Annotated in this window: 24 protein-coding genes and 1 tRNA gene; 6 read left to right on the top strand and 19 right to left on the bottom strand. The window is 58.8% G+C overall.

Features of this window, described 5'->3' with window-relative positions:
* Window position 1 precedes the first annotated feature (1 nt).
* Together ACTIEN_RS00350 and ACTIEN_RS00345 are read left to right on the top strand one after the other, a co-directional pair.
* Window positions 2-1297, top strand: a complete 1296-nt coding sequence (locus ACTIEN_RS00350; RefSeq protein ID WP_439521109.1) for an amino acid ABC transporter permease — start codon at window positions 2-4, stop codon at window positions 1295-1297.
* 12 nt (window positions 1298-1309) lie between these two features.
* Window positions 1310-2083 carry an amino acid ABC transporter ATP-binding protein gene (locus ACTIEN_RS00345; RefSeq protein ID WP_439521108.1) on the top strand — a complete coding sequence of 258 codons (774 nt, stop codon included), beginning with the start codon at window positions 1310-1312 and terminating at the stop codon, window positions 2081-2083.
* Window positions 2084-2158: 75 nt separating this feature from the next.
* Here the strand turns inward: ACTIEN_RS00345 and ACTIEN_RS00340 are convergent, their stop codons facing one another.
* The 11 genes from ACTIEN_RS00340 to ACTIEN_RS00290 all read right to left on the bottom strand — a co-directional run bounded on the left by ACTIEN_RS00340 (window position 2159) and on the right by ACTIEN_RS00290 (window position 13574).
* Entirely contained in the window at window positions 2159-2665 is a 507-nt protein-coding gene (locus tag ACTIEN_RS00340) for a SixA phosphatase family protein (RefSeq protein WP_439521107.1), read from the bottom strand.
* A gap of 28 nt (window positions 2666-2693) precedes the next feature.
* Window positions 2694-3347, bottom strand: coding sequence for a ferredoxin (locus tag ACTIEN_RS00335; RefSeq protein WP_439521106.1), 654 nt, complete (start codon window positions 3345-3347; stop codon window positions 2694-2696).
* Window positions 3344-4198, bottom strand: coding sequence for an acetylglutamate kinase (gene argB, locus ACTIEN_RS00330; protein ID WP_439521331.1), 855 nt, complete (start codon window positions 4196-4198; stop codon window positions 3344-3346). Before argB ends, ACTIEN_RS00335 begins: the two co-directional genes overlap by 4 nt.
* Window positions 4199-4303: 105 nt before the next feature.
* Entirely contained in the window at window positions 4304-4954 is a 651-nt protein-coding gene (gene yihA / locus ACTIEN_RS00325) for a ribosome biogenesis GTP-binding protein YihA/YsxC (protein ID WP_439521330.1), read from the bottom strand.
* 1 nt (window position 4955) lies between these two features.
* Window positions 4956-5702, bottom strand: a complete 747-nt coding sequence (locus ACTIEN_RS00320; protein WP_439521105.1) for an MOSC domain-containing protein — start codon at window positions 5700-5702, stop codon at window positions 4956-4958.
* Window positions 5699-7513, bottom strand: coding sequence for a membrane protein insertase YidC (gene yidC, locus ACTIEN_RS00315; RefSeq protein WP_439521104.1), 1815 nt, complete (start codon window positions 7511-7513; stop codon window positions 5699-5701). The genes ACTIEN_RS00320 and yidC overlap by 4 nt, the downstream gene beginning before the upstream one ends.
* Before the next feature lie 144 nt (window positions 7514-7657).
* Complete coding sequence (locus ACTIEN_RS00310; RefSeq protein WP_439521103.1) at window positions 7658-9187, bottom strand: EAL domain-containing protein; 1530 nt, start codon at window positions 9185-9187, stop codon at window positions 7658-7660.
* Between the two features lie 58 nt (window positions 9188-9245).
* Window positions 9246-10127 (bottom strand): tRNA 2-thiocytidine(32) synthetase TtcA, encoded by an 882-nt coding sequence (gene ttcA / locus ACTIEN_RS00305; RefSeq protein WP_439521102.1) that lies wholly within the window; start codon window positions 10125-10127, stop codon window positions 9246-9248.
* A gap of 41 nt (window positions 10128-10168) precedes the next feature.
* Window positions 10169-12619 (bottom strand): ATP-dependent helicase HrpB, encoded by a 2451-nt coding sequence (gene hrpB, locus ACTIEN_RS00300; RefSeq protein WP_439521101.1) that lies wholly within the window; start codon window positions 12617-12619, stop codon window positions 10169-10171.
* Between the two features lie 40 nt (window positions 12620-12659).
* A complete protein-coding gene (locus tag ACTIEN_RS00295; RefSeq protein ID WP_439521100.1) occupies window positions 12660-13037 on the bottom strand; it encodes an excinuclease ABC subunit B in 378 nt (125 codons plus the stop codon).
* 72 nt (window positions 13038-13109) lie between these two features.
* Window positions 13110-13574 carry an excinuclease ABC subunit B gene (locus ACTIEN_RS00290; RefSeq protein WP_439521099.1) on the bottom strand — a complete coding sequence of 155 codons (465 nt, stop codon included), beginning with the start codon at window positions 13572-13574 and terminating at the stop codon, window positions 13110-13112.
* Between the two features lie 119 nt (window positions 13575-13693).
* Here ACTIEN_RS00290 and ACTIEN_RS00285 point away from each other — a divergent pair, with 119 nt between their 5' ends.
* Window positions 13694-13963: a zf-TFIIB domain-containing protein gene (locus tag ACTIEN_RS00285; RefSeq protein ID WP_439521098.1), complete on the top strand. Its 270-nt coding sequence runs from the start codon at window positions 13694-13696 to the stop codon at window positions 13961-13963.
* A gap of 201 nt (window positions 13964-14164) precedes the next feature.
* Here ACTIEN_RS00285 and copM read toward each other — a convergent pair whose 3' ends face one another.
* Both copM and uvrB read right to left on the bottom strand, forming a co-directional pair.
* Window positions 14165-14536 carry a CopM family metallochaperone gene (gene copM / locus ACTIEN_RS00280; RefSeq protein WP_439521097.1) on the bottom strand — a complete coding sequence of 124 codons (372 nt, stop codon included), beginning with the start codon at window positions 14534-14536 and terminating at the stop codon, window positions 14165-14167.
* A 347-nt stretch (window positions 14537-14883) separates the two neighbouring features.
* A complete protein-coding gene (gene uvrB / locus ACTIEN_RS00275) occupies window positions 14884-17064 on the bottom strand; it encodes an excinuclease ABC subunit UvrB (RefSeq protein ID WP_439521096.1) in 2181 nt (726 codons plus the stop codon).
* Between the two features lie 420 nt (window positions 17065-17484).
* On the opposite strand from uvrB, the gene ACTIEN_RS00270 reads away from it, so the two are divergent.
* The 3 genes from ACTIEN_RS00270 (at window position 17485) to ACTIEN_RS00260 (ending at window position 18446) form a co-directional block, all read left to right on the top strand.
* On the top strand, window positions 17485-17796 hold the full coding sequence (locus ACTIEN_RS00270; RefSeq protein WP_439521095.1) for an ETC complex I subunit: 312 nt from the start codon (window positions 17485-17487) through the stop codon (window positions 17794-17796).
* A 50-nt stretch (window positions 17797-17846) separates the two neighbouring features.
* Window positions 17847-18323, top strand: a complete 477-nt coding sequence (locus ACTIEN_RS00265; RefSeq protein ID WP_439521094.1) for a GNAT family N-acetyltransferase — start codon at window positions 17847-17849, stop codon at window positions 18321-18323.
* 46 nt (window positions 18324-18369) lie between these two features.
* Window positions 18370-18446: transfer RNA gene (locus ACTIEN_RS00260), tRNA-Arg, on the top strand.
* Window positions 18447-18616: 170 nt separating this feature from the next.
* On the opposite strand, the gene ACTIEN_RS00255 is transcribed toward ACTIEN_RS00260, so the two are convergent.
* The 6 genes from ACTIEN_RS00255 to ACTIEN_RS00230 all read right to left on the bottom strand — a co-directional run bounded on the left by ACTIEN_RS00255 (window position 18617) and on the right by ACTIEN_RS00230 (window position 22585).
* Window positions 18617-19444 (bottom strand): DUF3037 domain-containing protein, encoded by an 828-nt coding sequence (locus ACTIEN_RS00255; RefSeq protein WP_439521093.1) that lies wholly within the window; start codon window positions 19442-19444, stop codon window positions 18617-18619.
* On the bottom strand, window positions 19441-20181 hold the full coding sequence (locus ACTIEN_RS00250) for a HipA family kinase (protein WP_439521092.1): 741 nt from the start codon (window positions 20179-20181) through the stop codon (window positions 19441-19443). Before ACTIEN_RS00250 ends, ACTIEN_RS00255 begins: the two co-directional genes overlap by 4 nt.
* A 147-nt stretch (window positions 20182-20328) precedes the next feature.
* Window positions 20329-20811: a hypothetical protein gene (locus ACTIEN_RS00245; protein ID WP_439521091.1), complete on the bottom strand. Its 483-nt coding sequence runs from the start codon at window positions 20809-20811 to the stop codon at window positions 20329-20331.
* A 424-nt stretch (window positions 20812-21235) separates the two neighbouring features.
* Window positions 21236-21607, bottom strand: coding sequence for a hypothetical protein (locus tag ACTIEN_RS00240; RefSeq protein WP_439521090.1), 372 nt, complete (start codon window positions 21605-21607; stop codon window positions 21236-21238).
* Window positions 21607-22359, bottom strand: coding sequence for a hypothetical protein (locus ACTIEN_RS00235; RefSeq protein ID WP_439521089.1), 753 nt, complete (start codon window positions 22357-22359; stop codon window positions 21607-21609). Before ACTIEN_RS00235 ends, ACTIEN_RS00240 begins: the two co-directional genes overlap by 1 nt.
* Window positions 22352-22585 (bottom strand): hypothetical protein, encoded by a 234-nt coding sequence (locus tag ACTIEN_RS00230; protein WP_439521088.1) that lies wholly within the window; start codon window positions 22583-22585, stop codon window positions 22352-22354. The genes ACTIEN_RS00235 and ACTIEN_RS00230 overlap by 8 nt, the downstream gene beginning before the upstream one ends.
* Window positions 22586-22715 lie beyond the last annotated feature (130 nt).

Raw genomic sequence — 22715 nt, 5'->3', positions numbered from 1 at the left:
GATGTCTGATACACATGCCCAGACCGTTGCCTTCGTCCGTGACACGATGCTGCCCGAGCAGCCACCCCCCGTGACAGAGTCGGGTGTGATCAAGTGGATGCGGGAAAACCTGTTCAAGGGATGGTTCAATTCCCTCCTGACGGTTGTGTCGATCTACTTTATCTACCAGATCGTCTCTGGCGCCTATCCCTGGTTCGCCAACGGGATCTGGAACACCAGTTCACTGGCCGAGTGTCGCGACATGCTTGACGGTATGACCGGCGCGTGTTTCTCGGTCCTGACGGAACGCTGGAACCAGTTGCTGTTCGGTTTCACCTATCCTTCCGAATCCTATTGGCGGCCGACCCTGGCCTTTGTCCTGCTGATCATCGCGCTTGCTCCGGTGCTTTATCCCAAGGCTCCGCGTCAGATGCTTGTCTTCACCGGGTTGTACCCCTTCATTGCCTTCTGGCTGATCTGGGGTGGAACGCTTCTGACGCCCCTGATGGTTCTGATTGGAGTGATCGCCGGGTATTTTGCCTTCAAGCGGTTCGAACGTCAAAGCTTTGCCATGGGTATGCTGGCCGGTCTGGTCTCTGCCGTGGTGGTCATCTGGGCGGGTGGCGTGATCCCCGCGTCCATGCCGGATGTGCTTGCGCTTCAGGCGGTCCAGTCGCGTGACCTTGGCGGCTTCATGTTAAACATGATCCTTGGCACGGTGTGCGTGTCACTGTCGCTGCCCTTCGGGATCATGCTTGCCTTGGGGCGTCAGTCATCCATGCCGATCATCAAATGGATCTGCGTGATCTTCATTGAATTCATCCGGGGTGTGCCGCTTATCACATTGCTCTTTGTGGCAAACGTGGTGCTGGCCTACTTCTTTCCGCCGGGGTCCAATATCGACCTCGTGCTGAGGGTGATCATCATGATCACGATGTTCGCATCGGCCTATATCGCCGAGGTGATCCGTGGCGGCCTCGCGGCTCTGCCGCGTGGTCAGTACGAAGCGGCCAACAGTCTTGGACTGGACTACGCACAGGCGATGCGCCTGATCATTCTGCCACAGGCGCTGAAGATCTCCATTCCGGGCATCGTCAATGTCGCGGTGGGACTGTTCAAGGACACCACGCTTGTGTCGGTCATTTCGATGTTCGATCTTGTCGGTATGATCCGTGGTCCGATCCTTGCCTCGACAGAATGGAACGGCGTCTATTGGGAATTGTGGGGCTTTGCGGTCTTCCTGTTCTTTATCGTCTGCTTCAGCATCTCGAAATATTCGCAATGGCTCGAGCGACAGCTTGCCACTGATCATCGTTAAGGAGGCCGAACCATGGCTGAAACTGCAAATGTGCAACTGGCTGTCTCTGACGAGGTGGCGATCCAGATCCAGAACATGAACAAGTGGTTCGGATCTTTCCACGTTCTTCGGGACATCGACCTGACGGTCTATCGGGGCGAACGTATCGTCATTGCCGGGCCGTCCGGGTCGGGTAAGTCCACTCTCATCCGCTGCATCAACGCACTGGAAGAGCATCAGAAAGGGTCGATCAGCGTGGATGGCACAGTGCTGTCCTCGGATATCAAGAATATCGACACGATCCGCTCCGAGGTCGGGATGGTGTTCCAGCACTTCAATCTGTTCCCGCATCTGACCATTCTGGAAAACTGCACGCTGGCCCCGATCTGGGTGCGCAAGACGCCCAAGCGCGAGGCCGAGGAAACAGCGATGCACTTCCTCGAAAAGGTGAAGATCCCGGAACAGGCCAACAAGTACCCCGGCCAGCTTTCGGGTGGTCAGCAGCAGCGCGTCGCGATTGCGCGGTCGCTTTGCATGAAGCCGCGGATCATGCTGTTTGACGAACCCACATCGGCGCTTGACCCGGAGATGATCAAGGAGGTGCTCGACACGATGGTGAGTCTTGCCGAGGAGGGCATGACCATGATCTGCGTCACGCATGAGATGGGCTTTGCCCGTCAGGTGGCGAACCGCGTGATCTTTATGGACGCGGGCCAGATCGTCGAACAGAACGAACCCGAAGAGTTCTTCAACAACCCGCAGAATGAACGGACCAAACTGTTCCTGAGCCAGATCCTCGGTCACTGATCAGGAAGCGGTCCCAAAGCAAACTCTTGACGCCCCGAACATTGGTTTGGGGCGTTCTTCGTTTGGCCCTAAGGATCAGTCCGAAGAGTCCGCAGCCATGGCGTCGCGCGGAATTGAAAAGGCCTCGCAATGACCCGTTCCGGGGTGCAGATCTTCCCATGTGTCGACGTCAAACGATATCAGGCTTGTCGCGCAGGTGGGATAGTCCATGAAGCGGGGATGCTCGGGCCATTCTGACACCAATTGATGCGCACACTCGGCGATGCCGAAATTATGCCCAAGCAACAACACCGTATCCGCCGTGGCAGTCTTGAGAATGGTGACCATACCGTCTGGCTCGGCCAGATACAGCGGCCGTTCGAACCGCGTAGGCAGGTCCGGCAGCCCAAGCAGATCAAGCGTCTGGCGCGTGCGTGTGGCTGTGGAGCACAGTACCTCGTCAGGCAGCCAACCCTGATCCTTCAGCCATTGCCCCATGGCCGGGGCGCTGGCCCTGCCGCGCTTGTTCAGCGGGCGGTCATGATCATCCCCGCTGGCCGACCAGTCCGACTTCGCATGCCGCATGAGGATCAATCGTTTCATGGGCTCCGGGCCTTTCCTTGGTCTGTGATCACTGTCCCAAAAATGCGCGCATGTGGAAAGCGGATTGTTCCGGCAACCGCCCAAACCGTTGCGAGACAGGACAGGCCCGGCGTACCAGGCATCCTTGCCGGCAGTCCACACCCTCCGGACCGTTCAGATGCGCAACACAGGCCGGCACATCATAGGCTTTGCCCGGCGCAAGCGCACCAACCGGACAGGCCGTCCTGCACGGCTGCGCGTCACAGCTTGGGCAGGGATTGGCCGGGGGCAGGGGCACTGCTAGCCGCTCAGGGATCGCAAGAGCCGCCCTGAAGCTGATGAACAGGCCCGCAGCGTCATGCACCAGCAATCCCACCGGCGAGGACCAGCTTGCGCCACTGCGCTCTGCCCATCGCAGGAACGGCGCATAGGGTGGGCCGTCATATGGAAAGATCGCCGTGCCATCCAAAAGAGCAGCCAAAGACGCCATCGCGCGCTTGGACCAGCGATCCAACGGGTGGGCCAGCCCATCCTGATATTCCGGCGCGGCAGTAAAGACCGGCCAGAACGACGGTTCATCCGGCCCCAGCAGGACAAGAGTGCCAGTGCCGTCCGGGGCCGCATCTCCGGGCTCCGGATGAAACGCGCCCCTTATGGCTAGACCCGTCTTTCGCGCCGCACCGTCCAGTTCGGAAAGCGTCACCGGATCGGGCGGATCAGAGACCCGGCGCCATGCTCTGTGAACAGTTCCAGCAGGCACGCATTCGGCACGCGCCCGTCAAGGATCACAACAGCGCGCACACCCTCTTCGATGGCCTTCAGGGCGGTTTCCGTTTTCGGGATCATACCGCCGGCAATGGTGCCGTCTGCGATCATCGTCTTCACCTCATCCGGGGTCATGGCGGTCATCACGCTGCCGCTGGCATCTTTCACGCCACTGACATCCGTCAACAGCAACAACCGATCCGCCTTCAGCGCACCCGCAACCGCACCGGCAGCGGTATCACCGTTCACGTTGAAGGTCTCGTTGGGGTTCATACCGGTCGCCACGGGCGCCACAACAGGGATGATTCCAGCATCGAACAGATCGCGCAGAACCTGCGGATTCATCTCGACCGGGCGTCCGACAAACCCCAGTTCGGGATCATCGGCTTCACAGACCATCAGATCATCATCTTTGCCCGACAGACCCACTGCACGCCCACCTTCGTCCATGATCGCCTGCACGATGCGCTTGTTGACCAGTCCGGTCAGCACCATCTCGACCACCTGAACCGTTTCCTTGTCCGTCACGCGTTTGCCGCGCACAAATTCGGATTTGATGCCAAGCCGCGTCAGCATTTCATTGATCATCGGCCCGCCGCCATGCACCACAACCGGGTTGATCCCGACCTGCCGCATCAGGACGATGTCGCGGGCAAACTCTGCCATCGCATCGTCATCACCCATCGCGTTGCCGCCGAATTTGACCACGACAATCGCACCCGCATAGCGCTGCATGTAGGGCAGAGCTTCGGACAATGTGCGGGCTGTGGCGATCCAGTCGTTGTGCATATCTCGGGATTTCATACTTGTGCGTTCCTTGCCAGAGCGCGGCCTGACCATGGCCTTGTGTGCGACAAGCCCGTGCCCGAGGCAAGCCGTTTTGCGCGGTTGGACCTAGCTGATCCCGACGATAATGCTGCGCAGCGTGGCAATTCCATCGCCCTTTTCGCTGCTCGTCAGCACAAGCTCGGGATAGGCCGCCGGATGTTTGGCAAGCTTGCCGCGCACCTGTTGCAAAAGACTGTCGTATTGCGCCGGCTTGATCTTGTCCGCCTTGGTCAAAACGACCTGGAACGTCACGGCGCTTTTGTCCAGAAGCGTCATGATCTCTTCATCGACCGGTTTGACCCCATGCCGGCTGTCCACCAGCACAAAGGCGCGCCGAAGGCTGGCCCGCCCGGAAAGGTACTGTTTGAGAAGGGCCTGCCATTTCTCGACAACCTGGACGGGTGCATTGGCAAAGCCATAGCCCGGCAGATCGACAACATACCGTTCATCGCCCAGCGTGAAATAGTTGATCTCTTGCGTCCGCCCAGGCGTGTTCGACGCCCGCGCCAGCGCCTTGCGACCCGTCACCGCGTTGATCAGCGACGATTTCCCGACATTGGAGCGCCCGGCAAAACACACCTCGATCCGGTCATCTGCGGGCAGTCCCGACATGGCAACCACACCTTTGAGGAATTCAACCTCACCCGCAAAAAGCTTGCGCCCAGCCTCGCGGGTCATGTCGTCCGGCTCTTCCGCCAGCGGGAATGGAAGCTGCATCTCAGACACGGGCCACCTCATCGCCAAGTGTAACGGGACCACCCTGGATTACTTCGGCACGCACCGAAAAATCCTGATGACCCCAGCTGTCCAGCGCCCCAAGAACATCGGCGTCGCGTGTGCCGGTGTCCGGAGTGCTGTGGGTCGATTTGCACCGATCCGTGCGTTCGCGGACACGCAGAACCGCCTTGCCAATCCGCACCTCTCGGTCGTTCCAATCGAATTCTTCCCATGGGGCAAGCCCATCGATCCAGATATTTCCGCGCCACCGCAGATGCGAAAGCGGTCGGCCCGCGCGCTGCTCGACCGCGCGGTGCGAGGCGTGATTGCACAGCGTGACACTGGGAAAGGCACTGTCGGTAAAAGCCTGGGTCTGGGCCCGCACAAGGCGTACAGGTTGAAGCGTATCCTCTGGAACCAGCCGTTTTACCCAGGCCACAAAGATGTCGCCATCGGTGTCCGGATCAAACACAAGCGACTCCTGATCCGGGTGATGAAGCGTCATGCGCCCCGTTGCACCGTCATGCTCTGTCGTAATCGCCATCAGCGCCGGAATTTTCGCAACCCGGCAAAAATGGCCGCAACTGGCCCAGACGGACCCGTCTACCACCGCAGCACGCTCATGCGCCACGGCCCAAAGCCGGTCCAACGGAAGCGCCTTGCCGGCCTCTAAAGTCACCGATTCCAGCGGTTCCCGACCATGACTCTTGATCGGGTGCCGCCATATCTCGGTGACTGTCGCGGTCATTTCTTGTCCGTTTTCGGGCCGCGTTTGACGCTTGATTTGATGTTGCCGAAAACGTCCGGTTTATACCCCTGCGTCCGCATGATCAGGTATTGTTGGGTAAACGTGATCGTGTTGTTGGCGATCCAGTACACGACAAGACCACTGGCGAACCCACCCAGCATGAACATGAAGACCCATGGCATCCAGGCAAAGATCATCGCCTGCGTGGCATCCGTGGGCGCGGGATTCAGCTTCTGCTGAAGCCACATCGAAATACCAAGAAGCAGCGGCAGAATGCCGATAAAGACCAACGCGAGGATCGTTCCCGGCTCGGGCGCAGCCCAGGGCAGAACACCGAACAGGTTGAAAATCGAGGTCGGATCCGGTGCCGAAAGGTCCCTGAACGGGCCAAGCCAATTGGCATGCCGCAGCTCCATCGTGACAAAGATCACCTTGTAGAGCGAAAAGAAGATCGGGATCTGCAACAGGATCGGCAAACATCCGGATGCCGGGTTCACCTTTTCCTTCTTGTACATCTCCATCATCTCTTGCTGGAGCTTCTGGCGGTCATCGCCAGCGCGTTCCTTGATCTTCTCCATCTCGGGCTGAAGTTCTTTCATCTTCGCCATCGAGACGTAGGATTTATACGCCAGCGGGAACAACGTCGCCTTGATGATCAGCGTCAGGCAGATGATGGCCCAGCCCATGTTGCCGATCAGCACATTGAGGTGGTGCAGCAGCCAGAAAATCGGCTTCGTCAGGAAAAAGAACCAGCCCCAGTCGATCGAGTCGATGAAACGGTCAACACCGGCCTCCTGGTAATCGCGGATGGTCTCCCACTCCTTCGCACCGGCAAACAGCTGTGTCGACACCTCGCGCGTTTCGCCGGGCGCAATGGTGACAGTCGGCTGAACGGCCTCGGTCTGATAGATATTGCTGGCGTCATTGTATTTAGCAACCTGACGGAACGGCGTGCCGTTTTCGGGAATGACGGTGGTCATCCAGTAGTGATCGGTGAACCCGATCCAGCCATTCTGTGTGACCTGGGTCACTTCGGCCCTTGCGCCTTCGGAAGCGACCACGGCGAATTCGGTCATGTCGTCATAATTGATTTCGGCCAATGTGCCGTCGGCCATTGCGACCACGCCTTCATGCAGGATGAAGAAATTCTTGAGGTTCGCAGGTTCGCCATGCCGCGCGATCAGGCCGTAGGGCGCAATCGACATGGCTGTATCGCTTGCGTTCTGAACCGATTGGGTGACGGTGAACATGAAGTCTTCGTCAACTTCAATCGTGCGCCGGAAGATGGTCCCGGTCGGGCTGTCCCAGCGCAATGTGATCGGTGTGTCGGCGGTCAGCGTTTCACCACTTTCCAGTGTCCAATCAGTGAGGACGCTGGGCACTTCGTCGATCGTCAGGCCGCCGCCCGGTGCCCACCCGAACAGCGCGTAATACGGGCTGGCAGAACCGACAGGGTTGAGCAGATGTACGATATCTGCCTCCGGCTCGATGCTCACCTGATAGTCCTTGAGTGACAGGTCATCAATGCGCCCGCCGGCCAGCGAGATTGATCCCACCAAACGGTCTGTCTCGATCGCCACGCGTGGCGCATCGGCAACCGCGGTTGGACCGGTTTGCGTGGCAGTCGAGGCGTCTGCCGGTGCCGCCTCGGGGGTGGTCGCAACCGACGGCGTCGCAGTTTCGCTCGCAGGGGGCAGGGCCGTCTCGGGATCAAGAGCCGGATCTGGGGGGGGGAACAAAACAAACCACCCCAGAATGACCGCAAAGCTGAGCGCTGTCGCGATTAGAAGGTTCTTGTTTTGATCGTCCATAAGGGACCGCCGCCTGTGGTTTTTGGATTACCGCTGCGTTCAACAGGCACTGTGCCTGAAGGTCAAGCGGATTCACAGGCAAGACTGGCCGGTGCGGCATTTCTTCAGCAGGATTTGATCAACTGCGGGGCCTGCTTGACGGGCCTATTTCACCCGCCGAAGATGCGCAGCATGCGTTGGGTCGTCGCGGGCTTGTTCTTTGGCAAGCCATTGCGCGATGTCAGACGCGGATGCGGGTTCTTTGAACAGGAATCCCTGTGCAAATGCGCAACCGAGTTCGCGCAATACGCCATGTTCGCCAACTGTCTCTACCCCCTCGCCAAGGGCCTGTAGGTCCAACCGTTCGGTCACCCCAAGAATAGCGCCCAGCATGCGCCGCTTGGCCTCGGATATATCGGCGCCTCTGACCATGCTCTTGTCGATCTTGACACGCTGGATCGGAAACTGCTGCAGCTGCGCCAATGGCAATGACCCCTGGCCAAAATTATCAAGGTCGATGCGGCAACCGGTCTCGGCCAGTGATACCAGAGTGCGGCGCGCAATGTCGTCAGTTCCATTGGCAACAACGCTTTCCCTGACCTCGATCACCAGCCGATGCGTCGGAATGCCGAGGCGATCAAGTTCCGATTTGATGTGATCCGGCATATCAGGGTTTCGCAGCTCGCCGTCGGAAAAATTGACACTGACTGTGGGTATGTCAAAACCCGCGGCATCCCATGCCTGAAGCGCGACAAGCGCCTGCGAAAGAATGGTTTTCCCAAGACGCTGCATTTGGCCGCTGTCTTCGATCGCTTTAAGAAATCCCGACGCCGGGATCATTCCGCGTGTGGGGTGGTCCCACCGGGCAAGCGCCTCCATCCCGGTAATGTCACCCGTTCTGACGTTGACCTGCGGTTGAAAAAACGCCTGAACATGTCCCGCATCCAGCGCCGAAACCACGTCGTTCTGCAGATCCCGGCGAATTTGATGTTTCCGGGACAGCTTGTCTGACCAGACCCTTGTTGCTGATACGCCGGTGTCGATTGCATCATCCAGGGCTTGTGTCGCCGATACAAGCCATGTTCGTGCTGTCACGTTGCGCCCGAAATTGAGCGATGACGCGATCCCGATGCACAAGGACACATATTGCGTGGTCCCCGAAACAGAGAGTGGTTCTTCTGCCGCGTGACGCAGCCGTTTGCCCAGATCCAGTAGGTTGTCGAGCTTGAGCCGGAATCCCGGCGCGATCAATACGGTGAACCGTGTGTCCCCCGTCTGAGTCACATGGTCTGCCTCCCGCAGGGTCGACACCATCCGCGCCTCTAGCACATGTCTGGCCTCATCCGCAGCGGACCTGCCCAAAGTGCGCAGGATATCGTCAAGACCGCCAATTTCGATTTGAAAACAGGCTGTTGTTTGTCCGTTGTGTTGCGCGATCTCAAGGAATTGCTGCGCGATGATGTCGAGTGACGGGCGGGGTCTTGGGTCAAATTCGCGTATTGCAGCCAATTGGCCAAAACCACCCGTCAAGGCATAGATCAACGGCGTCGCAAGGGCGCACAGCACCAATAGAACCTCACCGGCTGCCCAATAGGCGCAGAGGCATAGCGCAGGCAGAAACGCCAGCATCTGTGGCCCATGCAGGCACCGACGCAGCATCACCGTCAGGGTCTTGATATCAAACTGTGGTCGCATCCCGTTCTAGCCCCGAAATCATTTCGGGCAGAATGGGGATGTATTGGTAACCTGCGGTTTAACGCGGCTTTGGAATGTCCGGCGAATTGTCGCTATTGTCGCCCGTGTTGGCCATAAGCCCTTTGAAATCAAATAGATCACTGTCCAAAAGATGTGAGGGGCGCGCATTGGTCAACGCCCGAAACATGATCTGACGTCGACCGGGGCTGTTCTTTTCCCAGCCATCCAGGATCGCCTTGACCTGTTGACGCTGCAGCCCGTCCTGGCTGCCGCAAAGGTCACAGGGAATGATCGGATAGGTCATGGATCGCGCAAACTTCTCGCAATCGGCCTCGGCCACATGCGCCAGAGGACGATAGACAAACAGATCCCCCTCTTCATTGACCAGTTTCGGCGGCATCGTCGCCAGGCGGCCACCGTGGAACAGGTTCATGAAGAACGTCTCGAGAATGTCATCGCGATGATGGCCCAGCACAACCGCCGTGCAGTTTTCCTCGCGGGCGATCCGGTAAAGGTTGCCGCGTCGCAGCCGGGAGCAAAGCGCACAATATGTGCGGCCCTGAGGCACTTTATCAACCACAATCGAATAGGTGTCCTGATATTCGATCCGGTGCGGAACGCCCATTTTTTCAAGGAATTCAGGTAGAACCGTTGCCGGGAAGCCGGGCTGCCCCTGATCCAGATTGCACGCCAAAAGCTCTACCGGGAGCAAACCGCGCCATTTGAGTTCGTGCAACACGGCAAGCAGCGTGTAACTGTCCTTGCCGCCAGACAGGCACACAAGCCATTTCGGCGGTTTGGCACCGTCACGCCCCACCATTCCATATTGCTCGATCGCCTCGCGCACGTTCTGCACGATGCGCTTGCGCAGTTTCTTGAACTCGGTGGTCTTGGGCGCACCGTAGAACAGCGGGTGAATGTCATCGGCATCATCAAGCATGGGCCGGATGTACGTCGGAACCCGCGACGCGGCAAGACCCGTCAGCGCGCGCGTGGTTTGGCCCGCAGGGTGGGGTCGGCCTGTGTCGGGTCTTCGGGCCAGGGATGTTTGGGATAGGCCGCGCGCATGTCTTTGCGCACATCGGCATAGGATCCTTCCCAGAATCCGGGAAGATCCAATGTCGTCTGGACCGGACGTCGCGCCGGTGACAGAAGAGTCACGCGAAGGGGCGTCCTGCCCACGCAGGGATGGGTTTTCTGGCCGAACATCTCTTGCAGGCGAAGGGAAATTTCGGGGTGCTCACCAGAGTAGTCAATCGGAATGTCGCGGCCCAAAGGTGTGGTGAACCTGCCCGGCACCAAACGGTCCAATGCCTGCATCTGGTTCCAGTCCAGCCTTGCGCGCAGGGGGTGCAACAAATCGAAACGTTTCCAGTCTCCGGCACTGCGCACACCTTGCAGATGGGGCAGCAACCAGTCGCCGAGTGTCGCCAGCAGCGCCGTGTCGGACATCTCCGGCAGGTCCTGCCCGGCGTCCCGTGCAAGGGCAACGCGGGCGATAAAGCGCCGGGCCGCATCGGTCATTGCAGGGGTGAGACCAAGATCCCGCACCCCATCCAGCATCGCTTGCGCCACGGCTTCGGGGGGAGCGTCTTTCCAGACCCGGTCATCCAGCGCAATCGCGTCCAGCTTTTCCTGCTGACGCGACACGACGCGGCGGTCGCGCTTTGACCATTCGCACAGATCGACCCAGACGATCCGGTCGCTGAAAAGGTCGCGAAGCGCGCTTTCGGTGATCTGAACGGCCTGACGTATGCGGGCGTCGCGCGGGTTGCCGTCCAGATCGGTCGCCACGATCAATCGCGCGCCTGCCAGCGCGTCACTGTCCTCCATCACCGCACCTTTGCCTCCGGACAGCTGATACCGCGGCGCATCCCCTTTGCGGCGCAAACCGATCCTGTCGGGATAGGCCAGCGCGGCCATCTCGGCGGTGCCAAGGTGGTTTGCCTGCACGGGGGGCGCGGCACGTTCAAGCCGCTTCGCCTCACTGCGAATGCGCTCCAAGACACCGCGATTGAGCGTCGCGCGCCGGGTCGCGGCGAACTTTCCGGGATTGTGCAGCGCTTCCATCCGCAGCCCCAGATCAACGCCTCCGCCCTGTACCGGATCACGCTCTGCCATCAGGGCTGCCAATGGCGCGGCCTTCGGACCGGCAAGACCCACCATATGGGCCAGCCGTGGATGCAGCGGCAACCTTGCCAGATGGCGCCCATGCCCTGTGATGTGGTTCTGCGAATCCAGTGCGCCCAGCATCCGGAGCAGTGCCTGGGCCTCGCAATAGGCCCCTCCTGGAGGGGGTGTCAAAAACGGAAGCGCGTCAGGATGCGCGCCCCAAAGAGCAAGCTCAAGCGCCAGCGCGGCAAGGTCCGCTGCTTCGATTTCGGCGGGTGGAAAGGCGGATAACGCGCCATCTTCGCCTTTGGTCCAAAGCTTGTAAGCCACACCATCGGCAACCCGGCCACCACGCCCGGCCCGTTGTGTGGCCTCGGCCTTGGTGACCCTCTCGGTGATCAGCCGTGACATGCCGGACCCCGGATCAAACCGCGCGCGTCGGGCCCGGCCCCCATCCACGACCACCCGTATATCCTCGATCGTCAAAGAGGTTTCCGCAATCGAGGTCGCCAGCACAACCTTGCGGCCCGACGGTTCGGGTTGAATCGCCTCTTGCTGGGCCTTGAAAGGCATGGCCCCGAACAACGGTCGCACGGCGCACGTCTTGGGCAGACTTCGCTCAAGCGCCGATTGAACCCGCCGGATTTCACCCTCACCGGGCAGAAAGGCCAAGATTCCGCCTTCGGTCTCGTGGGACGCCTGTAGAATGAGGTCCGCCATTGCAGTCTCAAATCGGGTGTTCTTGTCCAGTGGCCGATCCAGCCAGCGCATGTCGACCGGGAAACTTCGCCCCTCGGAGGTGACGATGGGGGCCTCCATCAATGTGGCGACAGGACCCGCGTCCAGTGTGGCAGACATCGCCAGCAGGATTAGGTCCGCGCGCAGCGCCCCGGTGATTTCAAGGCAAAGGGCCAGGCCCAGATCGGCATTCAGGGACCGTTCGTGGAATTCATCGAATATGATTGCGCCAATGCCGCCGAGTTCGGGATCGCTTTGGATCATTCGCGTCAGAATGCCTTCTGTGACCACTTCGATACGCGTTGCCTTCGAGATCTTCGTGTCGCCGCGAACGCGGTATCCGACGGTTTGGCCTGCGGTCTCGTTCAGGGTCTGTGCCATCCGTTCGGCGGCCGCGCGGGCGGCAAGGCGGCGCGGTTCGAGCATGACGATCTTCTGATCCGTCAGCCCGGCCTCCAGCATCGCAAGCGGCACGCGCGTGGTCTTGCCCGCACCGGGCGGGGCCTGCAAAACCGCGCGGCCCTGCGCCCGCAGGTGCTCCACGAGTTCGGGCAGGATATCATCAATGGGAAGCCGGATCATGGGGTCTTCTATGCTGCACAGACCCCACCCGGCAAGACGATCAGGCGTCTTCTGCGGGCAAGGCCTTGAGACAGGCGGCAGCCCCGCGTTCCGCAGCGCGTTCGAGGCCGGGAAGGTCGCGGGCAAGCTGCGCGTCGCGGGATTGAAGAACGGCGCGGTCAACGGAGATGCGACGGGTCACAGGATAGGTCTCGCGATCCCAGCACGGCACCCAGCCGCCCTTCGGTGTCTTGCATCGGGTAAACACGCGCCGGGTTTCGTATTCGGTCACATAGTCAAAACCGCGCGACAGGGATTTGGCGATCTCGGCCCGCTCTTTCAAGGCGGCCCGATAGGGGGCGGCGGCATCGTTGATACAGCGCTCCTGAGGGGTCGCACAGGCCGCAAGCAGAAGGAAAATCGGGATCAGGTGGCGCATAGGCGAACGCTATCTGACAAGGCTTCCGCCGGCAACGAAATTGCAAAGCTGATCCTGCGTCCACGAGCGGTTTCAGATCGGGCGCGACGTGGCCCCCGAATGGTACAGAACCAACTGATCCGATGGACAGTTGCGAAACTCCTCAACCGCCGGTGCCGCCCCATCAAGCGAGACTTGCACCTCAAGATCACCAAGCACAGCCACAGCGCGGGTGTTGTAGTTCAACCCGTTAAGCACATTGCCGAATCCCCGATCCCGCACCGTCAAGGTCCGTGTGTCCTCTACCTCGATCACATGCCGCGTGGTGGAAATCGTCAGGCCCTGTGGCCCTTCGAAACGCATCGAAAACACCCCCGCTTCAGGCCAGCCGCCCTCACGCGACAACTGAATGGAATATTCGCCGCCATCCGGATTGTAGGTGACCACAACCGCAACGTCGGTGTCCTGGTGAAACAGGGTGCAAATCGGCACAGGCGTAAAATCCCACGCGGCGGCGGGGCTGGCCAGACAGAACAGGGCAATGGCAACTTGGCGCATGAGATGAAGATAGCGTGCAAATGCCCACAGGCCAGCCTTTCAATGCCACCTGCCGAGACGGGGATGAAAATTCACGCGGACTGCTTACCTCAACAGCACCCATCAGAGGAGAGACGACCATGAAATGTCCCATCGACGGAACCGCGCTTGTCATTGCCGAACGCTCTGGCGTGGAAATCGACTATTGTCCCGAATGCCGGGGTGTATGGCTGGATCGCGGCGAACTCGACAAGATCATCGAGCGCAGCACAGAGTACGCCGCGCCGCCACCGCCGCCAGGTCGCTCTGAACCCGCGCGCGGGTATCAGGACGACCGGTATCACGGCGAGGGTGAATACCGCAAAAAGAAGAAACGCGGCGGATTTCTGGAAGAGTTGTTCGACTTTTGAACCAGTCCCCAGTAGGTCGGATCTCAGTGTCCGACCGACATCAGGGAGCTGTGGTCATGCGAGTGTGGTTTGCGATTGCCAGTTTGATGGCCCTGAGCGCCTGCGGCGTCCCGTTTGTGCCGTTCATCTGACCGGGCAAGACGTCCCTCACAGGGAAGTGGGGGAACGATCGGTTCGCGCTCCCGCAGCGTCGGTATCGGACTACTGTCCAAGTGCCGCGAGCCGGGCCTTCATCCAGGCAATCTCGGTTTCTTGCGCGGCAATGATCTCTTCTGCCAGTTTGCGTGTCTCGGGATCGGATCCGTGTTCAAGCACGATCCGCGCCATTGCAACCGCACCTTCGTGATGCGGGATCATGCCAAGCAGGAAATCCACATCCGCATCGCCGGTAAAGGTGATCGCCATGTCCCGGTGCATCGCATCGTTGACGGCGATGTAGGCTTGTGTCGATGCGGGCAGTGTCGCATCGGCAGGCATGCTGTGCCCGGAATGATCGACTTTCCCGGATTGTGCCATCGCAAGAGCGGGGGTGAGGCAGAGAGCGACCAGCGCAGCGCGGACCGGAAACATCATGAAAAGTACCTTTGATTGGTGATTTGACATACCGAATACCGCCGTCCTGTTGCTGGAAGGCAAGCGCTTAAAACATGCGACTGTACACGAAACAGTGAGGCATAGGGAGCACATGAAGCGGGTACTCTCGGAACCGTGTCGCAGTGATGAAGCCATTCGAGTTTCAACTCATTGTCCGTCAAGCCAGCGAAAGACACGCAGAACGAAAACGGCGAAAAAACACGCCGAGAATCCCATAACTGCAAGAACGAGCAACGGTGAGCCGGGCGCGGCGAAAAAAAGGTAAGCCATCACTGCCAAGAAAAGCAGCGCGGCGTTTCGCACCCATACAATCGCCCGGTCCATACCTACCGCTTTCGTCGCTTCACATTCCCGCCGCGTTGCCCCGGACGTCCGGCTGTTGACCGCCCCGAAGACTTCACGGCAGCCTCTGATGCCGCCTCGACCGCTGATTGACGCGCCAGCGGATCGTCGGCAATGGCCAGATCAACGGCTTCCAGCCGCTTCACTTCATCGCGCAACCGCGCGGCCTCTTCAAACTCGAGGTTCTCGGCCGCCTTGCGCATATCCGTGCGCAGCCCGTCCAGCACGGCCTTCAAATTCGCCCCGGCCATCTTCTTGTCGACCTTGGCCGTGACGCGGTTCATGTCGACGTCACCTTTGTAAAGCCCTTGCAGAATGTCATCGACGTTCTTCTTGATCGTCGCCGGGGTGATGCCGTGTTCTTCGTTATAGGCGATCTGCTTGGCACGGCGGCGGTCGGTTTCACCAAGCGCGCGTTCCATCGACCCGGTGATCCGGTCGGCATACATGATCACGCGCCCCTCGGCGTTGCGCGCGGCGCGGCCGATGGTCTGGATCAACGAGGTTTCAGAGCGCAGGAACCCTTCCTTGTCAGCGTCCAGAATCGCCACCAACCCACATTCGGGAATATCGAGACCCTCGCGCAGCAGGTTGATTCCGATGAGCACGTCAAACGCGCCCAATCGCAGGTCGCGCAGGATTTCGATGCGTTCGATCGTGTCGATGTCCGAGTGCATGTAGCGCACGCGGATTCCCTGTTCGTGCAGATATTCGGTCAGATCCTCGGCCATCCGCTTGGTCAGGGTTGTGACCAGAACGCGATAGCCATCTGCGGCAACCTTGCGGATCTCGTCCAGCAGATCATCCACCTGCATCTCGACCGGGCGGATTTCGACCATCGGGTCGATCAGGCCGGTTGGCCGGATCACCTGTTCGGTGAACACACCGCCGGTCTGTTCGATTTCCCACTTGGCCGGGGTGGCCGACACAAACACCGATTGCGGGCGCATGGCATCCCATTCCTCGAACTTGAGCGGCCGGTTGTCCATACACGAGGGCAATCGGAACCCATGTTCGGCCAGCGTGAACTTGCGCCGGTAGTCGCCTTTGTACATGCCGCCGATCTGCGGCACCGAGACGTGCGATTCATCCGCAAAGACAATCGCATTGTCGGGGATGAATTCGAACAGCGTGGGCGGCGGTTCCCCCGGTGCGCGTCCGGTGAGATAACGTGAATAGTTCTCGATCCCGTTGCAGACGCCGGTTGCTTCCAGCATTTCCAGATCGAAATTGGTGCGCTGTTCCAACCGCTGTGCCTCCAGCAGCTTGCCTTCGTTCACAAGCTGATCAAGGCGTTGGCGCAGCTCTTTCTTGATCTCGATCATCGCCTGATTCATCGTTGGTTTCGGCGTGACATAATGCGAATTCGCATACACGCGAATGCGGTCCATGCTGCCGGTCTTTTCACCGGTCAACGGATCGAATTCGGTAATCGCCTCAAGCTCTTCGCCAAAGAAGGACAGCTTCCAGGCCCGGTCTTCAAGGTGGGCCGGAAAAATCTCGAGACTGTCGCCACGCACCCGGAAAGACCCGCGTTGAAACGCCTGATCGTTGCGTTTGTATTGCTGCGCCACAAGGTCGGCCATGACGGCCCGTTGATCGTAGCTTTTCCCGACGATCAGGTCCAGTGTCATCGCCCCGTAGGTTTCCACCGAACCGATCCCGTAAATGCACGACACCGAGGCGACGATGATCACGTCGTCGCGTTCCAGAAGCGCACGCGTCGCAGAGTGGCGCATCCGGTCGATCTGTTCGTTGATCTGGGATTCTTTCTCGATATAGGTGTCGGACCGCGCGACATAGGCTTCGGGCTGATAATAGTCATAAAAGCTGACAAAATACTCGACCGCATTGTCGGGAAAGAAGCTTTTGAATTCGCCATAAAGCTGCGCCGCCAGAGTCTTGTTCGGAGCAAGGATGATCGCCGGGCGCTGGGTTTCTTCGATCACCTTGGCCATGGTAAAGGTCTTGCCGGTGCCGGTCGCGCCCAGAAGCACCTGATCCCGCTCCCCGGCCCTGACGCCTTCGGTCAATTCCTTGATCGCCGTCGGCTGGTCCCCGGCTGCGTTGAATTCGGTCTGCATCCGAAACGGAATTCCACCTTCGAGCTTTTCTCGGGTGCGGACATCGGGGGCAGGGGAATGAAGAATCTGGATATCGGACATGGGTCACCGGACGGAATCGACGTGTTCAGGGAAGAGAAGCGATCGTATGGGAGACCGTCAAAATGGGGGGTCTTTGCAAGAATTGCAACCTTGGTCGCAGACTCTGCCTGACGGGCAAAATCCGCTTGTTTTTAAGGCGTTCACGCCTGAATGGCTTACCCAACGGAAAGCTCTTTCCGGCGCGTCCCGTTTTTTTCCTTCCAAAGTTGTATGAAATGGGTACCTTCAAGCAGCAAGCAGTTGGTCTCGTTTGGTTTCGGGCTGCACACACCCACCCCTCGCTCCCCGCGGCTTGACGGTAAATGATACCCTGCTTGCACTGAATTTCCGCGCACCTGCGACACTAATATGCCCCTGGACGGCTTGCGTGCAGGGCCGTTCTTGACCATATCTGGGGCACACTTCGAACAGGTGAGACCTATGCGAGCCCGTATTTACCAGCCATCGAAAACTGCAATGTCCTCCGGCATGGCGAAGACACGCCAATGGATTCTGGAATTTGCACCGGAAAGCCCGCGTGAGATTGATCCGCTGATGGGCTGGACCTCGTCCTCTGACACGCAAAGCCAGGTTCGGCTCAAGTTCGATACGCTGGACGCCGCCAAGGCCTATGCAAAGGAACATGGCATCGAGGTGGTTCAGTTCGCCCCGAACAAGCGCAAACCGAATATCCGTGCGCGCGGCTATGCAGAAAACTTTGCCGTGGATCGCAAGGGCGCCTGGACCCACTGATGCTGATTGAACGCTAGATATCTGAAGACGACCGGCCTAGGGAAACAACTTTGCCCCGATTGTCACGTTCCTTCCGCATCGACCCGGTTGTTGCTCCGACCTGGGATGTTGCGGATCTGGTCAACCGGCATTTCGAAATGATGCGCGCGCAATCCCCCGAGGAAAGCTGCCATGTGTTAAGCGCAGATGCGCTTTTTGCGGCCGGGGCCTATGTTTTTGCCCTGCGCGACGAAGATGTCATGCTTGGGATCGCCGCGCTGAAACCGATGGATGCGGGACATGGCGAATTGAAATCCATGCACACCAGGGCCGAGGCCCGCGGTCTTGGCGTTGGTTCCGCGCTGGTGCAACGGATCGTGTCCGAAGCGCAAGGACTGGGTATGACCCGGATCAGCCTTGAAACCGGATCAGAACCCCCCTTCGCCCCGGCACGGCGGCTTTATGAACGTCACGGATTCACCTACTGCCCGTCCTTCGGGAACTACATCGACGACCCGTTAAGCGTTTTTATGACGCGAACGGTGTGACACTCTCTTGCCCCGAGGCCGCAAAGGCGGCAAATACCCCCCAAGCGGTCCCTTAGCTCAACTGGATAGAGCAGCTGACTTCTAATCAGCAGGTTGGGGGTTCGAGTCCTCCAGGGATCGCCAATTAAATCAATGGATTATGGTGTAATTGACATAGGTTGGATGGCCGATTTAGTTGTCTGGGGGACATATGGGGGACAATGCCGCCTCACTTCATCGATGATCGGGAGACTCACTGCGTGTGGCGATGTTGCGCGATGTCAGGCCCGCTAGGCGGGCTGTTTTCCCAGCCGTTAGTTTTCGTGGCCTAGGATAGATAGCCGTTGCACCAGTGCTTCGCTTTGATCTTCATCGATAACGACTGGGTGTGCGGGGTTGTGGCGCAGCCATTCGGTCATCTTCTCATATTTCCGCTGCAACTTGGATTCGGTCGGCTTGCCGGTCACCAAGTATACTTGCGGAACTGTTTCCACCTCAAGCAAACCGACCAACTTGCCAGCCCAACGCTCGGCTTTGCGCTGCATGTGCTCCTCATCTGCGGAGTCGAGTGAAATCGCCTGGACGCAGTGCCACTTTCCGTTCTTGATGGAGTGGTCGAAGGTGACCTCTGTAAACTCGGTCCGAACGGTGTAGCTTTCCATGCGATTCAGCAACTGGGCTCGCTTGAGCTTTCCTTTTATTGCTTCGAAAACCTGCTCATCGCTTCTCGGTATCCGGCCGGGCGTAGCGTCGTACTGCATCACGAAACGGTCGAAAAGCTGAGCAAAGGTCTTTCCGGGATCGTCAGTGGTCCCGCTGCCATCGAGGTTCCAGCGGAAGCTGCTGTCGTCGTCGCCGAGGAGAGACTGTCCCAAGTGGAGTGCCGATTTCCACATCCACATGTCTGACGGCTGAGCAGCACGTCGCTCGAACCACGTGGACATTTCTCTCAGGTCTTGCAGCAAAGCAGAGCGGTCAATGCCAGGGTAGGCATTGCTCAGCCGGGAGCCGCCGCTGCGATGCTTGAATTCAACATTTTGAGAAGCGGGGCAGAAGAAGAGCACGCCCACGTTCAAGCATTCGCCAGACCAGACGTCATGGCGGTATTGCAGAACTGTGTAGGTGTAGGCGCTACGCTTCATAACTCCCGGGCTCCCTCGATTGCGGCAACGACCTCATCGATATGCTGAACAGCCAAAGTCAGATAAGACGAGATGTCGTCGCATGCGGCCCCCCATTCGGCGGGCGCTTCGTCGGCATACAGTGAAAATGTGTCCGTAGGTAGACTTTTCCAAGCTTGCGCCGCGATATTGAAATCGACGTATTTGCTCGGCTTCAGCCTGCGCCAGAACGGGTGCTGATAATCACCAGCGATATAATTCCCAATTCCGCCAGCTCGCCAAGGGAGAGAAATCACCGCTCGATCCTCTGCAGGCGCAGTTGCCGAACCAAAGCACTCCTCATGGTCAAGAATTCGGAATTCATCACCTTTTTTAAGGATGTTGGGGTTGGCTATACGTCTGTCCCAGTTCTGAATAATCGTATCGAACAGGTAGGTCTGCCCATGAACTTGATGCATTGACCGTGGCATAGCGCTGGCTTCGCTCCATCGACGCCAGCCCTGTCCGAGGTGCATCGCCCCGTAGACGACGCTCGGTCCGTCTCTGAGGGCAGAAGCAAGTTGATGATCGGACAAAGTGTCGATGAACTCATCAGTGAGGATGACAAGGACCGGTGGAGCGCACGGCAGGCCCAAGTCTTCGGCCAGACGGGCCGCCATCCATTCGCGGGAGGGCGCAGCGTCTGATATGCCAGCGTGCAACCCCGGAGTCTTCAACCATACCTCGATCATGTCACCTGTGGGCATGGCGGCGAACACGAGAGGTGGCTTTGATCGACCACTCGTTGCACGGCGGGCGAAAGATACGGCTTCACATTCCAATTTTTGGTTCGGTGTCCAATTTCCGGTTCGTCCACATTACGAACGAAATCAGGAATTTCGCAACCTTTCTGGGAATGCATCGGATCAGCGTGATGCCAACAATACCAGTGGTGGATTATTGGGAAACGACCTCACATCAAACCAAGTGAAGCAGGTTCCGTCGAAATTCTTCTGGGTGCCGTATCTGATGTCCGCTCTCCGGATCAGCGCGGCCCGAAACGCACGAAGGTCTATGAGCCACCAACTGTCCAACCGACCGAACTCGTCAGAATGGCCATAGAACATCAAATCCCCGTACCCGTTGACTATTTTGTTCAGCTCTGTCGGCGCACCCGATGGAAGGCCGGAGCGGATCGTAAACTGGTGCGGGTAGCGTTCTGCATAGCCAGGGCGTCGAACCCGAGCTGCAATGCGCATGTCCTGCGCGTCGAGCATCACGAGGTCGGTCGCTTGCGTCTGATCAAGTGTGTTGCTCGCGACCTTGAGAAGCTCTGCGCCCACGATCCGTTTAATTTCGGGAATGAACTGGTCGGACCAGGTGCGGTTGATGTCGTAATGGTAGCTCATGTGAAATGCCTTGATGAAAAGCGACCGCTCCGAAATTGAGCGGTCGGGCTGAAATGGGTTTAGATGTGCGGGGCCAATAAATGATCCGCCTCGCCGTCTTTCGTAAGTACCATGACCTGCACGTCAAGCGCCTCAATGTGTGCAGCATTTCGCTCTTGATAACCGGGCTTGCTTCCAAGGCTTCGCATACTGTCCAGAATGAGCATGTCGCCTTTTCGTAGAACCTTCGCCAGCAATTGGTATCCAGGGCGGTTTCGCAAGTGGCCCGCTGCGTGATCGGTGAACACAGTCTCAGCACCCATGTAATGCAGATTTGGGATCGGGCGGGCGCGAGACGCGCCGCCCTTGGTCTTGAAGACTGCATACCCAAAGACACGCGTACCACGTGAGTGACGGAACACTTGGGGATTGCAGACGCCGCATGTCATGCCGCGACGCCTCGCAAGGCACCAATCATGCTCTTGAACATGGCAGCGTCGAGGCCTTTCAGTTCTCCCCAGTACTCTCGACCGATCAAGCCTTCGTCCAAAGCGAACTCGAGCTTCAAAGCGACGTCCTCTCGCGTCACAGTCGGAGAAGTTACAAACGCCGCTTCTCTCGCCCGAAGCGCCTCAAAAGCGGTCTCTTTAGCCTCGCCCTGTGGAGCGGCGTCATAGGCGTTGAAAGCCGCCCTGTAGTCACGCAGCGCAGCAAGAGTGGCGGGCGTTGCTCCTGAGCCTGAGCCTGAGCCTGCGCCTGCCAAGCTTGGCGTTGCTGCAGAGATTGAGGCCGTTGTCACAAAGGTTCGGCGATCCATTATGCGTCTCCTTGAGTTTGGCGGATCACGGTTGACGCAATCGCGTCCCCCCAATTGGGGGATTCCGAATTGATCTGCTGAAAGGCTGTCGGCACTTCGCCCCAAGCCTGCAAGGCCTGCGCCTTGATAATCAGCCCCGTGATTGTTTGCTCACGATATAGGATGATTTCCCCGACAAGCTTCTTCAGAGTTTCTAGTGCAGCATCTTCTGCCTTCCGCGCCGCTTCAATACCCGACGCCTTGGTTATTCGCTCTACCTCTGACCAGTAGGCCCGTGCAGGTTCAATCGCTGCTTCGTCACGTTCAGCCCAAAGCTTCGCACCCCTGGACCCGCGCTTGCTCTTGAGGCCCATGCAGCGCTCATATTCCTTCCAATTCCAAACGGCGCTCTTCTCGAAGTGTTCGGGTGTTCCCAAGTCGTGGACTCTCGTGACGCCGCTCTTCCCCCACGGCATCTCTACGCCACGACCGAGAATGTCGCGGTGGGTTTTGCAGCCACTACCGTAGCGAATAATTTCTGAGTCGGGGACTGGCCATTGCGCACCCCAGGTTTCCTCAATTTGTTTCACACGCGTTTCTGCGTCCTTGAAGTCTTTGAGGGCGGACGGCAGGGCATCGCCAAGCTCCAATAGCTGTGGGTCTTCCAGCGTTGCTGTGTGGCCCCCTGAGCTGGCCCCTGTTGCGGCGGCGGTCGATGCGGCTGCAAGGCCCAAGAGCATCCGGCGGCGGGTAGTCTGAATTGCATCAAGCATGTTTCGCGCTCCCAAGGGTTTCGAGTTCATCAGCCAGACGCTCAGCCATGTGCATGGCGACTTCCAAGCTTGCGGTCATGGCATTCCCTTGGCCCTCGTTGTCGAGGTAGAAAGTGCCCTCCAGTAGCCCAAACAGAAGAACGGCGTTGTGTTGCGCGTCGCTTAAATCTCTGTCCCGCTTTGGACGCGCGGCAACCGGAGAGTTTATTTCAGTTTCATGTGTCATGTTCTTCCTCATTGATGTTTTGAAACAGGGCACGCTCATGCAGCCCGCTTATTGATAGGCGTAGGTTTCCCCGCCGGTCCTGATTTCCTTGACAGTTTCCAGATTGATCGAGCGGGGGGCTTTGGCCTGC

Source organism: Marivita sp. (assembly GCF_051859345.1).
In the GTDB taxonomy this organism is placed as follows: domain Bacteria; phylum Pseudomonadota; class Alphaproteobacteria; order Rhodobacterales; family Rhodobacteraceae; genus Marivita.
Note: the sequence above shows the minus strand (reverse complement) of the source record. Positions and strands in the feature narration are given on the sequence as shown.